This window comes from Hyphomicrobiaceae bacterium (assembly GCA_041397645.1).
In the GTDB taxonomy this organism is placed as follows: Bacteria; Pseudomonadota; Alphaproteobacteria; order Rhizobiales; family Hyphomicrobiaceae; genus Hyphomicrobium_B.
This window is the reverse complement of the sequence record JAWKWE010000004.1, coordinates 2,810,455-2,824,935: the sequence shown is the minus strand read 5'-3', so window position 1 is coordinate 2,824,935 and position 14,481 is coordinate 2,810,455. Positions and strand designations below refer to the sequence as shown.

General features: G+C 60.8%; 12 protein-coding genes. 9 read left to right on the top strand and 3 right to left on the bottom strand.

All coding sequences use genetic code 11. The features are described 5' to 3' along the window. The first annotated feature begins 37 nt into the window (after positions 1-37). Both R3D51_13190 and R3D51_13185 read left to right on the top strand, forming a co-directional pair. On the top strand, positions 38-955 hold the full coding sequence (locus tag R3D51_13190) for a DUF692 domain-containing protein (protein ID MEZ5900432.1): 918 nt from the start codon (positions 38-40) through the stop codon (positions 953-955). 34 nt (positions 956-989) lie between these two features. Further along, entirely contained in the window at positions 990-1,769 is a 780-nt protein-coding gene (locus R3D51_13185) for a DNA-binding domain-containing protein (protein ID MEZ5900431.1), read from the top strand. Between the two features lie 22 nt (positions 1,770-1,791). On the opposite strand, the gene R3D51_13180 is transcribed toward R3D51_13185, so the two are convergent. Further along, on the bottom strand, positions 1,792-2,355 hold the full coding sequence (locus tag R3D51_13180; protein MEZ5900430.1) for a DUF1285 domain-containing protein: 564 nt from the start codon (positions 2,353-2,355) through the stop codon (positions 1,792-1,794). 270 nt (positions 2,356-2,625) lie between these two features. On the opposite strand from R3D51_13180, the gene R3D51_13175 reads away from it, so the two are divergent. The 7 genes from R3D51_13175 (at position 2,626) to R3D51_13145 (ending at position 12,964) form a co-directional block, all read left to right on the top strand. After that, a complete protein-coding gene (locus tag R3D51_13175) occupies positions 2,626-3,624 on the top strand; it encodes a MoxR family ATPase (GenBank protein MEZ5900429.1) in 999 nt (332 codons plus the stop codon). Positions 3,625-3,629: 5 nt separating this feature from the next. Next, positions 3,630-4,592: a DUF58 domain-containing protein gene (locus tag R3D51_13170; protein ID MEZ5900428.1), complete on the top strand. Its 963-nt coding sequence runs from the start codon at positions 3,630-3,632 to the stop codon at positions 4,590-4,592. Then, a complete protein-coding gene (locus R3D51_13165) occupies positions 4,589-7,495 on the top strand; it encodes a DUF4159 domain-containing protein (protein ID MEZ5900427.1) in 2,907 nt (968 codons plus the stop codon). The genes R3D51_13170 and R3D51_13165 overlap by 4 nt, the downstream gene beginning before the upstream one ends. 7 nt (positions 7,496-7,502) lie before the next feature. Then, positions 7,503-9,620, top strand: coding sequence for a hypothetical protein (locus tag R3D51_13160; protein ID MEZ5900426.1), 2,118 nt, complete (start codon positions 7,503-7,505; stop codon positions 9,618-9,620). Between the two features lie 180 nt (positions 9,621-9,800). After that, the gene (locus tag R3D51_13155; GenBank protein ID MEZ5900425.1) at positions 9,801-10,607 is read left to right on the top strand and encodes an NAD(P)-binding domain-containing protein; all 807 of its coding nucleotides are present in this window, start codon (positions 9,801-9,803) and stop codon (positions 10,605-10,607) included. 113 nt (positions 10,608-10,720) lie between these two features. Continuing rightward, positions 10,721-12,385 carry a DUF4332 domain-containing protein gene (locus R3D51_13150; GenBank protein ID MEZ5900424.1) on the top strand — a complete coding sequence of 555 codons (1,665 nt, stop codon included), beginning with the start codon at positions 10,721-10,723 and terminating at the stop codon, positions 12,383-12,385. Between the two features lie 42 nt (positions 12,386-12,427). Beyond that, positions 12,428-12,964: a hypothetical protein gene (locus R3D51_13145; GenBank protein ID MEZ5900423.1), complete on the top strand. Its 537-nt coding sequence runs from the start codon at positions 12,428-12,430 to the stop codon at positions 12,962-12,964. A gap of 44 nt (positions 12,965-13,008) precedes the next feature. Here R3D51_13145 and R3D51_13140 read toward each other — a convergent pair whose 3' ends face one another. Both R3D51_13140 and phoU read right to left on the bottom strand, forming a co-directional pair. After that, the gene (locus tag R3D51_13140) at positions 13,009-13,704 is read right to left on the bottom strand and encodes a winged helix-turn-helix domain-containing protein (protein ID MEZ5900422.1); all 696 of its coding nucleotides are present in this window, start codon (positions 13,702-13,704) and stop codon (positions 13,009-13,011) included. Positions 13,705-13,729: 25 nt separating this feature from the next. Beyond that, complete coding sequence (gene phoU, locus R3D51_13135) at positions 13,730-14,440, bottom strand: phosphate signaling complex protein PhoU (GenBank protein ID MEZ5900421.1); 711 nt, start codon at positions 14,438-14,440, stop codon at positions 13,730-13,732. Between the last annotated feature and the right edge of the window lie 41 nt (positions 14,441-14,481).

The window sequence follows — 14,481 nt, the reverse complement described above, 5'->3', positions numbered from 1 at the left end:
TCGGATACCTGTCGAACCTAAGCCAAGGTGCCTTTCCATGGCCAACTTAAATCCTCCCGCAGATCGACGGCGCACGGAAGGCAAGACTTCGCACGAACGGCCCGCACCGCTCGGATTTGGGCTTGGCCTGCGCCCACAGCATTACACCGAGATCCTGGAAGGCAATCCGTCGGTCGATTGGTTTGAAATTATCTCAGAAAACTACATGGTCCGCGGTGGGCGTCCGCTGCGTATGCTGGACGCGATTGCCGAACGCTATCCGCTCGTCATGCACGGCGTGTCGCTTTCCATCGCATCAACCGCACCTTTCGATGAAGATTATCTCGACGCCCTGTCGGCTCTTGCCCGCCGTGTAAACCCGAAGTGGGTTTCCGATCATTTGTGCTGGACAGGCGTGCACGGCGTCAATCTGCACGACCTTCTACCCTTCCCCTATACGCGCGAGGCGCTCGATCACGTGGTGGCGCGCATCCAGTACATCCAAGAACGCCTCGGTCGGCCGCTGTGTCTTGAAAACGTGTCGACCTACGTCACGTTCAAGGAAAGCGAGATGAGCGAGTGGGATTTTATCGCTGAGATGAGCCGCCGTACCGGTTGCTGGCTTTTGTTGGACGTCAACAACGTGTTCGTCAGCTGCTATAATCATGGATACGATGCACAAGCATTCCTCAACGCCATTCCCGCCGACCGCGTCGTGCAATTTCATTTGGCTGGACATTCCGACATGGGAACGCACCTCATCGATACCCATGATGCGCCGGTGCGTCAGGAAGTATGGGACCTTTACACCGCCGCGTTGCAGCGGTTCGGGCCCGTTTCGACCATGATCGAACGCGACGACAACATTCCACCCCTTGCTGAACTGGTTGAGGAACTACAGCAAGCCCGTAACATCGCGGAGACAACGCTCGGCCGACCGTTCCCAGCGCGCACGCCGCGCGCGAGCGCAGCCTGATTGCGCGAGAAACCATGAAGCGAAATCGCCTCACATGAATTTTGCGGACCTCCTTGCCCAATTCCAGCAAAGCGTTCTTTCAGGGACGGACGGTATCCTGCCGTCGATCCCCGACAGCCCGCGCGAAGACAAGGAAACACTCTTCGACGTTTATCGCGATGCCTACCGCTTGCGGCTCGTCGGAATTCTTCGGCATGACTTCGAGCGTTTGCATACATTCATGGGCGACAAAGCGTTCGACAATCTAGCGCGGGAGTTTATCGAAACGCATCCCTCGCACGATCCGAATGCACGCTGGTATGGTGTCGCGTTCCCCGAATTCGTCGCGCGGCATCCGCGCTGCACGGATCATCCCGTCATAGGAAATCTTGCACAGCTGGAGGGCTTTCTGAATGACATCTTCGACGCTGCTGACACACCGGCTCTGACGCTGGAATATTTATCTTCCTTCGCACCTGAAGATTTCGGCCGCCTTTCATTTGAGCCGCACCCGACGGCGCGGCGGATCGATACGAATTTCGACCTCAACGCCATTTGGTGCGCCTTGGCTGCCGACGAACCACCGCCCGCCGCCCATCCGCTTGCCGAGCCACAGTCTCTGCTCATCTGGCGTCAGGATCTCGACTCTCACTTCAGAGTGCTGGGACCTGAAGAATGCATGATGTGGGATGAAGCCTGCAAAGGCGTCTCGTTCGGCGTACTTTGCGAGATGGCTGCAACCTTTGATGATCCGGACAGCGCGCCAATGCGTGCCGCAGGCTATCTTCAAAGTTGGATCGCAAGCGGGCTGCTCGCGGATGCGAGACTTGGCTGAACAATACTCGTCCGATGTCTGGTTAGGCTTGTTCCTCGAACGGCCAAAATATCCCGCCGCTCCATACGCCGGGCCGTCCCTCATGCTCCACGGCAAGCTCTACGAGATCGGCATAGACTGCGCGCGTCAGTAATGCCTCCAGCCGTCCGCGTACTAAAACATAAGGCTTAAGTCCTCCCGCAGGCGCCTCCACGCTGAACCGCATCGGATGGTCCCGATCCGCGGTGACGATATCATCCACGTTGGTACGAAAGGTCAGGGTTTGTGCGCGGCCGCTATTTGAGACCGCCATTTCCACCGCCATGAACGGCGCATCTGCGACGTGGCAATCCACCTTCTCTACTGGAGTTACGAGATAGGTGCGGCCGTCCGCGTCCTTGCGCAGGATAGACGCAAACAGCTTTACGAGCGCAAACCTGCCGATCGGACTTCCACCAAACGTCCAAGTTCCATCAGACTTGATCGCCATGCCGATATCGCCGCAGTAGGGTGGATTCCAAGCCTCCACCGGCCGGGCTCCGGCCCCTTCTCCTGCCGATGCGATCAACTCCTTAAGTCCAGTGTTCACTTTATCGTTTTCGTTCATCGCAGCATTCCGGCGAGGTGTATCAGCCCCGCTCCACCTTTCGTCGCAATTCAACGGCTCAGAGGGCATTTCTAACGTAACATTCACTTGACGCTAGGGGACCCTGAGACCGAACGTTCAAGGTGGAGATGGTGTCCGCGTTAACGCTTTTGTCGGTTGCGCTACGAGAGCGTATTTGGCGCGCGTTATTGGACCCATCGGGACAAACGACAACAAGCCTGCCCCTTGCAAATGAGGGCATGAGCGAAATTGCCAAGGGATGCGGTCTGCATGAGCACAGTTATCGAAACTAACGCCGATATCGTTCCGCGCCTTGAGGCGGCGTCCGAGCGCGTTCAGCGCGCCCACAAGACCGCGGCCACGGTTATTTTCGGCCAGGATGTCGTTATCGAACGCACGATCCTCACCATTCTCTCGGGCGGCCACGCACTGCTGATCGGCGTGCCGGGCCTCGCCAAGACGCTTCTCGTCGATACGCTCGGCAAAGTTCTCGGATTGGAAGCCAAACGCATTCAGTTCACCCCTGACTTGATGCCGTCCGACATCATCGGCTCGGAAGTTCTTGAAGACGAGCCCGGGCGGGCGCGCTCTTTCCGCTTCATCAAGGGCCCGATCTTCACCCAGCTGCTCATGGCTGACGAAATCAACCGCGCATCGCCCAAGACCCAGTCGGCTTTGCTGCAGGCCATGCAGGAGCGCCACGTTACCGTGGCGGGCCACCGCCATGACACACCGGCACCCTTCCACGTGTTGGCAACCCAGAACCCGCTTGAACAGGAAGGCACGTATCCTCTGCCAGAAGCCCAGCTCGACCGCTTCCTGCTGCAGATCGACGTTGACTATCCCGACCTCGTCGCCGAACGGCGGATGCTGTATGCGACCACGGGTACGGAGAGCGCGAAGATCGAGCCGGTGCTTTCGGCGCAGGATGTGATGGCGATCCAGCGCCTCGTGCGCCAGATCCCGGTGCCCGACAAGGTTGTCGAAGCGATCCTGAAGCTGGTTCGTTCTTGCCGTCCAGGTACCGGCGCGAGCGCCGAGACAGACAAATACGTGGCCTGGGGCCCGGGGCCGCGCGCGAGCCAGGCGCTCATGCTGGCGGTTCGCGCCAAGGCCCTGATCGACGGGCGCTTAGCGCCTTCCGTTGACGACGTCATCGGCCTTGCCGAACCCATCCTCAAGCATCGTATGGCGCTGTCGTTCGCCGCGCGTGCGGAAGGCCAGGATCTCTCCAAGATCATCGCGCGCCTCGCGGAAGCGGTGGAGTAGCACAGATGGCAGGCCCCGCCGGCCGAAAGAGTAGCGCGTCCGACGACGGCCGCCGCGTCCTCGCGCTTGAACGCGAAGCAGTCGGTCTCGTCGATTTGATGCCGGACCTGCTGATGGAAGCCGATCGCATCGCCGCGACCGTCGCGCACGGCATTCACGGCCGCAGGCGCTCGGGCCCCGGCGAGACGTTCTGGCAGTTCCGCCAATATCAGTCCGGTGAAGGCGCGCACCTTATCGACTGGCGCCGCTCGGCTGGCTCGGACACGTTGTTCGTGCGCGAGCGCGAGTGGGAAGCAGCACACACTGTTTACCTGTGGCCGAACTTGTCGCCTTCTATGCGATTCAAGAGCCACCTTTCAAAGGTCTCCAAACAGCAGCGTGCGCTGGTCCTCACACTCGCCGCCACGGAAATTCTGGTGCGCGGTGGCGAGCGCGTCGCCCTTCTCGGCCTCACCCAGCCCAGCGCCAATCGCCGCGCAACGCAAAAGCTCGCGCATACCATTGTAGCCGAAGGCGCCGACGCTCTTGATAAATCCCTTCCCGCGAGCGACAAGCTCGCGCGCTTTTCCAGCGTGATCCTGATTTCAGACTTCCTCGATCCTATCGAGGAAGTTCGCGAAGCAATTGAAACGCTCGGTGCCGCAGGCGCCAACGGACATCTCATTCAAGTGCTCGATCCCGCCGAGGAGACTTTGCCTTACGCCGGGCGCACGGAATTCCTGTCGCCTGATGGTAGCGAACGTTGGGTGGCTGATCGCGTGGAAGGTCTGAGAGAGCGCTATGTCGATCGCTTTCTTGCCCATCGCGCTGCTATCCAGGAGATCGCCCACCGTATCGGCTGGTCGTTCCTCGTCCATCACACAGACCGATCCGCCTCCGAACCTCTGCTTGCGCTCGTTGCACACTTGAGCGGCTCCGGCGCCGCTCTGCGTTGGAAGGGCACGGACGTGGGGGATCCCGGCAAATGACGTTTGGAGCTCTCGCCTTTCTCAATCCGTGGCTGCTCGCGGCGCTCGCCAGCCTGCCGGTGATCTACTGGCTCTTGCGCGCCGTGCCTCCTAGCCCAGCGCGCGTCGAGTTTCCTCCCACGCGCATTCTCGTCGGCCTCGAAAACCAGGAGAAGACCGCGGAGAAAACGCCGTGGTGGCTGACGCTGATCCGGCTCTTGGCTGCGGCATTCGTGATCTTCGCCTTAGCTGAACCCGTGCTCAATCCCACCAAGGATGCAGCCCTCTCTGGCTCGGGTCCCGTCGTCATTGTAGCCGACAACGGCTGGAGCGCGGCCTCGCGCTGGCCGGAACGTGCCCACATGATCGATCGGCTGATCTCGGAAGCAGAGAGCAAAAACCGCCCTGTTATGCTGGTTCCCACTGCGCTCAAGGCAAAGGGCAGCGCCCTGAAGATCGAGCCCCCTGGCGACGCGCGCACGACTGCAGCCGCGCTGGAGCCGATGCCGTTTGCGCCGGACCGCCAGCGCACGGCCGAGAACATCACCAAGACCCTGGGCGACGCCAAAGCTTCCGGTGTGAGCATCGTCTGGCTGCACGACGGCATCGACCATGACGGTGGCGCCGCAGACTTCGCCAACCAATTGTCGGACCTGGCTCAAGGCGGTTCGTTCGCTGTCATCGACGAAACCAAGGGTGAGGAAGCCTTGGGGCTTGCCGCCCAATTGGGACAGAAGGGTAAGCTCGAAGCCGTTGTAGACTCTCCCTCGCGATCGTCGCGCTCGGGCCCCATCCACGCCTTCTCCGCGCGAGGCGAGCGCCTTGGCGAAGTGAACTTCACCATCAAAGCCGGCGAACGCCGCGCAATCGTTCCCTTCGAGTTGCCCATCGAATTGCGAAATCAGGTCGCGCGCATCGAAATCCCTGGCGAACGTTCCGCTGGCGCGGTCAGCCTGATCGATGCCGCCACGCAATGGCATCGCGTCGGATTGATCTCTGGCGCCAGCCGCGAGAAGGCACAACCGCTGCTCGCTCCGCTCTATTACATCCAAAAGGCGCTTCAGCCGTATGCCGAACTCGTCGTCGACAAGGATGCAAACCTTGCCGCAGGCATCGACACCATCTTGAAGCAGAACGTTTCCGTTCTGATGCTGGCCGATATCGGCACCATTCCTGATGAGAGCGCCAAGCAGGTCGATGCGTTCGTCAAGAAGGGCGGCGTTCTGGTGCGTTTTGCCGGACCTCGTCTCGAAAAAGGCGGAGACGATCTGCTTCCCGTTCCTTTGCGCTCTGGCGGCAGGTCGTTGGGCGGCGCGCTATCTTGGTCCACGCCGCAGAAGCTCGCAAACTTCGACGACGCCAGCCCGTTTTCTGGATTGTCCTTGCCCTCCGATGTCGTGATCAACCGGCAAGTCCTTGCCGATCCGGCGAAGCTTGGAAACGACGTCGACATCTGGGCGCGTCTCGCTGACGGCACGCCTCTGGTTACATCTACGCGGCACGGCGAGGGGCGGCTCGTCCTGTTCCACGTTACTGCCAATACCGATTGGTCGAACTTGCCGATCTCCGGTCTGTTCGTAGAGATGATGCGGCGGATCTCGACCATGGGACGTGTTGGAGCGACGACCTCGGCGGATCAGGCCACGGCAGGCGGAACGTCGGCGTCGGGCGCGGACGCCATGAACGTCTTACCGCCGCTCAAGACTCTTGATGGTTACGGCACGTTGAAGCCGCCGCCGCCGACGGCCGAACCGATCAAAGCTGCCGAGATCGAAAAGACGGCGCCGAGCCTGGAACATCCTCCCGGATACTACGGCAACTCCAGCGGGCCGCACTCTCTCAACATCGTGACGCCGAAGACCGAACTTCTGCCCATCACATCGCTGCCAAGCGGCGTGCAGCGCCTCACTTACGAGAATGCGGCCAGCACACCGCTCAAGTCGTGGATGTTGGCCTTGGCGCTCGCCTTGTTGTTTGCCGACATTCTCGCAGTTCTGATCCTACAGGCTGGCGGGCTCAAGTACGTCTTCCAGCGCCGCGCAACCTCCTCCGCAGTCGCGATCGCCTTTGCCGTTCTAGCTGGTGCGCAGCTGTTGGCTCCAACGCCCTTGTTTGCGCAGGATAGCGAAGGAGACGCCCCCAGGGCCGTCGTGACCGGACCGCCTCTCTCGCCTGCCGATCAGGCGGCGGTCGATGCGACGAGCAAAGTTACGTTCGGTTACGTCTTGAGCGGCGACCCACAGACTGACGAGGTCAGTCGCGAAGGATTGACCGGACTGGGCAAGGTTCTTGTTACGCGCACCGCCGTGGATCCGGGCCCGCCCCAGGCTGTCGACATCGCCAAGGACGAGATCGCCTTCTATCCCATCCTCTACTGGCCCGTGCTCGACAACGCCCAAGCTTTGCCCGACGCCGTTACGGCCAAGATCGACGCCTACATGAAGGAAGGCGGCCTGATCATTTTCGATACGCGCGACTATGGACAAGGCGGCGTCAACGCACTTCCGATTGGCGGCAAGAGCGGCAACGCCTTGCAGCGCCTGCTTGGCAAGCTTGACGTTCCGCGCCTTGAGCCTGTGCCCGAAAATCACGTCGTGACAAAATCGTTTTATCTTTTGCACTCGTTCCCAGGCCGCTGGGACGGCGGCAATCTTTGGGTCGAAGCCATCAATCACGACAATGGCGAGCGTCAGGCGCGAGTCGCTGACGGCGTCACCTCGATCATGATCACGTCGAATGACTTTGCCGCCGCCTGGGCACTCGATAGTCGGGGGCGCCCGCTCTACCCGGTCGTTCCCGGCGGAGAGAACCAGCGCGAAATGTCATTCCGCGCCGGCGTCAACATCGTCATGCACGCCCTGACCGGCAACTATAAATCCGATCAGGTGCACGTCCCCGCCATGCTCGAACGGCTGGGGCAATGAGGATACGATGAACTGGTCTATTGATTTCGCGCCTCTACTTCCCGATCCGCTGCTGTGGCTGCTGGCCCTGGTGGCGCTGGCGCTCGTCGTTCTGCTCCTGGTGCGCGGCACCCGCGGCGCGCTCCTGCGTTTGGCGGCGCTTGCCGCCCTTATCCTGGCCCTGCTCAATCCCACCTTGCGCGAGGAAGAGCGTGAGCCACTCGCCAACGTCGCCATCGTCGTGCTCGATGAATCGACCAGCCAGAGGTTGGCCAAACGGCCCGAGGAAACGGCGGCCATCAAGTCCGAGCTGGAATCCAAACTTGGCAAGATCCCCAATCTGACCGTGAAGTGGGTCGATGGCGGCAAGGCGAGCGAGCAGGCCGCCGCAGGCACAAACCTGTTTGCCGATCTCAACGCGGCGCTCAACGATACGCCGCCCGACCGCATTGCGGGCGTGATCTTCGTGACCGACGGGCAGGTTCACGACGTACCAAAATCCGCTCAGGCTCTCGGCTTCGACGCACCTGTCCATACGCTGCTGACAGGCGCACCAAACGAGTTCGATCGGCGTATCGAGATTGTCGAAGCACCCAAGTATGGACTTGTAGGCCAGACGCGCCCTATTCAACTTGCTGTGCGCGAGACCGGCAAGGCGGGCAGGCAACCCGCCACCGTGACGCTGAAGGTGCGACGCGAGGGACGCCCGGACGAAACCATCAAGACGACGATCAACAGCCCGGTGAAGGTCGATATGCCCTTCCCTCACACCGGCACCAATATTCTCGAAGTCGAGCTCGATACCGCCGATGGCGAGCTGACGCCTGCGAACAACCGCGCCGTCATTGCCGCGGAAGGCGTGCGCGAGAACCTGCGCGTGCTGCTCGTATCCGGCGAACCGCACGCAGGCGAACGCACCTGGCGCAATCTACTCAAGTCCGATGCTGCCGTCGATCTGGTGCACTTCACCATTCTGCGCCCGCCTGAGAAACAGGACGGCACGCCGATCAATCAGCTGTCTCTTATCGCCTTCCCGACTCGCGAGCTGTTCTCGGAGAAGATCAAGGATTTCGATCTCATCATCTTCGACAGCTACGAGCATCGCGGAATCCTTCAGCTGCTCTACTACGACAACATCTCGCGGTATGTGAGCCAACACGGCGGTGCGCTGCTGATCGCGGCAGGCGATGCGTATGCCTCGCGCTACACACTATTTAGAACGCCGCTGGCACCCGTGCTCCCCGCTCCACCGACGGGCCGCGTGATCGAAACGCCCTTCAAAGCCAAGATCACAAAGACCGGTATGCGCCATCCCGTGACCAAGGATTTGCCGGGCTCTGGTGGCGACGTACCAAGCTGGGGCCGATGGTTCCGTCTGGCGGAAGTGAATGCCGACAAAGGTCACGTGCTGATGTCGGGCGCAGAGGATAAACCGCTGCTCGTTCTCGATCGCAAAGGCAAAGGGCGCGTGGCGCTTCTCACGTCCGACCAAGCCTGGTTGTGGGCGCGCGGCTATGAAGGCGGCGGACCACACACGGACCTTCTGCGGCGCCTGTCGCATTGGTTGATGAAGGAACCCGATCTTGAGGAAGAGCGCGTGATCGCATCCTCCAAGGGGTTCAAGATTTCACTCGAACGCCGCACCATGGAAGACACCGTGCAGCCGGTTAAACTGCTCGGACCCGGCGGCGAAGAAACCCAGGTGACCCTTGAACCGGCCGGAGAGGGTGTGTGGCGCGCGAATGTCGATGTGAAAGTGCCCGGCCTCTATAAAGCTGAAACGCAGGGACCGTCGGGGCCTCTCACGGCCGTCGTCAACGCAGGTATCGAAGACCCGCGCGAAATGAATGAAGTCACAGCCACACCCGATAAGATGAAGCCCATTGCCGATGCGACGGGTGCAGGCGTGTTCTGGACGAACCCGAGCGGTCTTCTGGCAAGCGCAACAGGCGCGAGCGTTGACGTGCCGCGCGTATCGATGCTCTCGAACGCTAAGCTGCTTGCGGGTTCCGGATGGATGGGCCTGAAAGACCGTGACGCCTATCTGACCAAGGGCGTAAAGCTCACGCCGCTGTTCACAGGCTTCATGGCTCTGTCCGCATTGCTGTTCCTGCTTGCGATCGCATGGTGGCGTGAGGGCCGCTAGGCTCCACGCTTCTATGTCCCAGGCGAACATTGCTCGTCTGGGGCTTCCGCCAGCTGCTGAAACAACTGATTTTCTACATTCGGTGTGCTGCCCAAAAGCAATGACAGGGGCGGCGGCGCAAGCTATTCTCCAAAAGAACGGGGCCGCACACCGTGCTATTGGCGGCCAGGGAGAACGTGCATGAACGAGGGGACCAGGACGAGCCTATCGGGCTCCAACCGGCCTCTAGGCCTTATTTCCAACGATCCCGAAGCGGTAACGATTGCCGAACGGCTCGCCGCGACCGGTCACCGCGTGATCTATCTTACGATGCACCCCACATCCGCTCCGCCGGCAAAAGGGCCTTTTTTGGAACTGGCAGCGAACGTGACGGACATCGCGCGTGAATGCGAAATGGTTGGGCTCGCAATCGACGACATGGCAATCCTGCGGGAGGTCCTGCTTGGTGACGAAGACCGCACCGGACTTGCCACCGAACTGCCGCCAGGCTCACACCTGATAGATTTCGGTATGCGGTCGCCGCGCGAGGTGCAATCGATTCTTGGCCTCGTCGGAATGCGTGCCATCAGCGTTGCAGATGCCGCCCTTCTTGGCGATGCTGCGTGTATCCAGCAAGGTTCGGCGAAAGTTCTTGTTGGCGGATTTCCCGATGCAGTGGATGCCATCGCGCCTATCCTTTCCGAGCTTGGAACCGTCGAACGCACAGGGCCACTGGGTAGCGCTCAAACTGCGGCAGCGTTGATGGGATATGTCGAGGCGGCACACTTTGCAGCGCGTTCTGAAGCCATCAGCTTCGGTGCACAGCTTGGCATCAAGTCTGCGTCCCTGAATCGGATATTCAACGACGCGCCGGAAGCGGAGAACGTGATTCGCTTCCAGCAACGCGCCGAATTTGCCCGCCGTCTCGCCCAAGACCGCGATCTCGGCGGCGACGTGATCCGCTTCCGCCGCCTGCGCCAGACCGAGCCCACGAACGAAAGCCGTTGACGAATCGGGTTGAGTCTTGCCGTCAAGGCGCTTAGCCCCTGCGACTCGCCTAAAACTCCAAGCTTCACCGGTGGCTCACCTGCGAGCCGGCCAGCGCGAGGCTTCGTCTGATCATGTCGCTACTCTTTCGGATCATCTATGCGGCTCATGCCAATGGCACGCACCACAAGCTTGCGCTCGACGCGCTCCAACACATGGAGCGCCCGGACGCCGAACGCTGGCGACGGATGTTTCTGAAGCACGTCGATCTCTACCTGGAGGGCTCGAAAGCTCCAGACAAGAGCTTCAAGGACTTCAAAAATCACGTCCTGCACGTTGGCGAGTCGTATTGGGGCGGCGCCCCGGAAAAAGTCGAAGCCTGGTACGGCCACACCGTCGCCGCGCTTCGCGAGACCCGGTGGGCGGACGCAGCCTATGCGGCGGGCGTTCTTTCCCACTACTACACAGATCCGATCCATCCCTTCCACACCGGCCAGACCGAAGCGGAGAACTCCATCCACCGCGCCGTAGAGTGGACAATCAACCGCTCCTACAATGCCCTGCGCGCCATTGGAGAGGCACGCTTTGACACGCTCGATGTCGCCGTTCCGCAAGGCGCACACTGGCTGAAGGAAATGACATGCGACGGCGCGGAATACTCTCATCGCTACTATGAGAAGCTGATCGCGCAATACGACTTCAAACGTGGTGTCGTGCATCCTGACGAAGGCTTCGACGACGTTGGCCGCACGGTGATCGCGGAGTTGCTGATGTACGCTGCCGATGGGTTCGGTCACATTCTGGACCGCGCGGTCGCGGAATCCGGCGTCGAAGCGCCCGATGTGAATCTTTCGCTCGCCACCGTGATTGCGACCCTCAAGATCCCGGCGAAGTGGATCGAAAAGAAAATCGACAACGCCGAGGACCGCCGCGTGGTGCAAGCCATGTATGACGAGTTGCAGGCAACGGGCCGCGTCGAACACTCCTTGCCCGAAGACGACCGCATCATTCGCGACCTGCATAAGCGCGAAGTGCTCAACGCCGCACGCACCCGGCAGAATGACAAGCGCGCGGTCCGGGTGCCGGAAGGCGATCCAATCAATGTGCAACGCGCACAAATCACGCGCTCGAGCGACAGCATCGCACCCTCCGCGCCGGCCTCCGATGGTAAGGTCGTCGCCGCCCCGGCAGCAAAAAGCAAGCCGCGGCGCCGCATTGAAATCGAGGCGGAGCTTATTCCCGGCGCTGTTCCCGATCCGGCACCACAGCCTGCTGCCAACGAACCCGACGAGCCACCTTTGGCGTTGCCTCCGCGCGGAACGTTTGCGCCGTTGAAGAGCACCGCGCACCGCTCCAGCGACCCCGAGCAGCGTCATGTCTACCTCACGGCCGTGGACGATCTGGAGAAGGCACCGTCGATCGGACCCAAGATGGCGGAACAGTTCGCAGCCATCGGGGTCAAGACGGTGGCGGATTTCCTCGCTCACAAACCCGATGACCTCTCCCAGCAACTCGGCGACAGACGCATGACGGCGGCCTTGCTTGAAGAATGGCAGCATCAGGCACAGCTCGTGATGGAAGTTCCAGGTTTGCGCGGTACCCACGCGCAACTTTTGACTGGAGCGGGGTACCGAACCGCGAAAGACGTTGCCGCCGCCGACCCTGTCGATTTCGCCGCCGACGTTTTGAAATTCGCGGCAAGCGATGCCGGCAAGCGGGTTCTGCGCGAAGGCAATCCGCCGGACATCGAGCGCATCAAATCGTGGGTGGAATCGGCGCGGCTCGAACAGGCCGCATGAGGTAACAACGAGCAGCGGCTCTCAAGGGTTGAGAATGAAGCCATGGCAAAATTCTTGAGCGGAATCGTGTTGGGTGCGCTGCTCGCCCTGGGGTATGTCCACTACGACTGGGAGTTACCCGAAGCCCTGCAGCTGCCAGCTCGGTTGCAGGGGAATCTCATCTCGTCGGCCACCGAGAGTGAACTGTACGATCTCGATGGCGATGCGGCCACGCGGCAGCGTGCGCTCGAGGTCTACTTCGCCAATCGTGCCGAGGATGCGGCCAAACTCGATGCGCAAGCCGGGCACCCGTTCCTCGATGCACTGATGCGCACGCGGGCACAGAGGGAAGCTCGACAGCTTTTGATGAACCCTTCCGGCGCCGAGATGGCTTTGTCAAAACCGGCCTTGCGCGCCGCCCTTGAACGCAAATACGCAACCACCGACGTCGAAGTATTGAAGCGCGCCATGTTCATGGAGGCTCTGCAAGAGCGGACTTTCTTAAAGGCTTGGCTCGAAAAAACGGATGGTGTCGTTACCGCGGACAACCTTGCCGAAAAGCTTGCGCGCGCGGCGCGCGATCCGACTTTACCGGACTGAGGGGGCTTCCAACACCCCTGCTGTCACTACGACGCGTTCGCGTCTCAAGCCCGGCGCGCGCTCATGCGCTCCGGTACAGACACCTCGAAGACGTAACCTTCAGAGCGGACCGTACGAACGGGATCGGCTTCGCTGCCGCGGATCAACGCCTTACGCAAACGTCCGATATGAACGTCCACGGTGCGAGTGTCGATCTCACATCTTTCACCCCAAACCAATTCAATGATTCGCTGTCTGCTTAAGAGACGGCCCGCGTGTGACATGAAGCACGCCAGAAGCCGGAATTCCGTTGGCCCAAGGCGCAACTTGCGACCGGCGCGGCGCGCCTGGCGCGTTCTCAGATCCAGTTCAACGGAACCGACCACGAGCTTGTGCGGCGTCGGCAGCGTACCCAGCAGCGCCTCGATGCCGAGTGCAGGCAGAGGTACGTCCGACGAAGAGATCTCCGCCGACGAAATATCCGCGGCTTCGACGGCTTTTCCATTCACTGCAACGACAACGAATGGCGCAGCCTCCCCATTTTTATTTGTGAAGAGGTTTGCGCAGAACTCACGCCAGGACAGATCGGAGTACGGCAAACGGACGAGAACCACGTCCAGCGCATCCGTTGCCGTCGCGTCGTCCATTGCTGCCGCAACGCTCTCGGCCCCATGGGATTGGGGCGCGGCACCGGCCTGATAGAGGGAGAACTCACCCTGGCTCTCCCCTCTACAGTCAAGGATCAGTACACGAGTCGCCATTCGACGTACCTTCGTGCGCTCAGGCTCAGCCGCTGGACACCAATGACGAACTCGTCACGTCCGCCTTCGGTCTCTGCTCACCCATATCGCTGCCATGAACGACGTAATAGACGGTCTCCGCGATATTCGTCGCGTGATCGCCTACACGCTCGATGTTCTTGGCGCCGAACAGGAGGTGAGTTGTGATGCCGATGTTGCGCGGATCTTCCATCATGTACGTCAGGTACTCGCGAAACAGCGCATTGAGCATGTTGTCGATTTCGGCGTCGCGGTTCCACACAGCGACGGCTTTCTCTGCGTTCCTTGCCATGTAGGCGTCGAGAACATCGCGCAGCTGCTCGACGGCCAGCCTGAACATACCCTGCAAGCCGGTCATGAGCGGCTTGGGATAATCGACACCCGAGATTGCCAGCGTGCGCTTCGCTGTGTTCTTTCCAAGGTCGCCGATACGCTCAAGGTCGACAGCAACGCGCATCGCGCCGACAATACGGCGCAGATCCTGACCAACCGGCTGACGCCGCGCGATAACAGAAACACTGAGCTCTTCGATTTCGCGATGGATTTTGTCGACGAGCGTATCCGCCATGACCGCTTCTTCCGACTTGGTCACGTTGCGATGTTCAAGCCCCTCAACGGCATCGGAGAGCATTCTCTCAACGCGCTTGCCCATGGTCGCAATCAACGCGTCGAGCTGATCGAGCTCGTCATCGTATGCCTTGACCGTATGATCTTTCATGAGGTCTCCTGACCAGTGACTGGCATGTATGTTAGATCGCA

What these genes read in the sequence shown, in the direction of transcription:
- R3D51_13190 (MEZ5900432.1), top strand. Translation starts at nt 38, where the DNA reads ATGGCCAACTTAAATCCTCCCGCAGATCGACGGCGCACGGAAGGCAAG.
- R3D51_13185 (MEZ5900431.1), top strand. Translation starts at nt 990, where the DNA reads ATGAATTTTGCGGACCTCCTTGCCCAATTCCAGCAAAGCGTTCTTTCA.
- R3D51_13180 (MEZ5900430.1), bottom strand. Translation starts at nt 2,355, where the DNA reads ATGAACGAAAACGATAAAGTGAACACTGGACTTAAGGAGTTGATCGCA.
- R3D51_13175 (MEZ5900429.1), top strand. Translation starts at nt 2,626, where the DNA reads ATGAGCACAGTTATCGAAACTAACGCCGATATCGTTCCGCGCCTTGAG.
- R3D51_13170 (MEZ5900428.1), top strand. Translation starts at nt 3,630, where the DNA reads ATGGCAGGCCCCGCCGGCCGAAAGAGTAGCGCGTCCGACGACGGCCGC.
- R3D51_13165 (MEZ5900427.1), top strand. Translation starts at nt 4,589, where the DNA reads ATGACGTTTGGAGCTCTCGCCTTTCTCAATCCGTGGCTGCTCGCGGCG.
- R3D51_13160 (MEZ5900426.1), top strand. Translation starts at nt 7,503, where the DNA reads ATGAACTGGTCTATTGATTTCGCGCCTCTACTTCCCGATCCGCTGCTG.
- R3D51_13155 (MEZ5900425.1), top strand. Translation starts at nt 9,801, where the DNA reads ATGAACGAGGGGACCAGGACGAGCCTATCGGGCTCCAACCGGCCTCTA.
- R3D51_13150 (MEZ5900424.1), top strand. Translation starts at nt 10,721, where the DNA reads ATGTCGCTACTCTTTCGGATCATCTATGCGGCTCATGCCAATGGCACG.
- R3D51_13145 (MEZ5900423.1), top strand. Translation starts at nt 12,428, where the DNA reads ATGGCAAAATTCTTGAGCGGAATCGTGTTGGGTGCGCTGCTCGCCCTG.
- R3D51_13140 (MEZ5900422.1), bottom strand. Translation starts at nt 13,704, where the DNA reads ATGGCGACTCGTGTACTGATCCTTGACTGTAGAGGGGAGAGCCAGGGT.
- phoU (MEZ5900421.1), bottom strand. Translation starts at nt 14,440, where the DNA reads ATGAAAGATCATACGGTCAAGGCATACGATGACGAGCTCGATCAGCTC.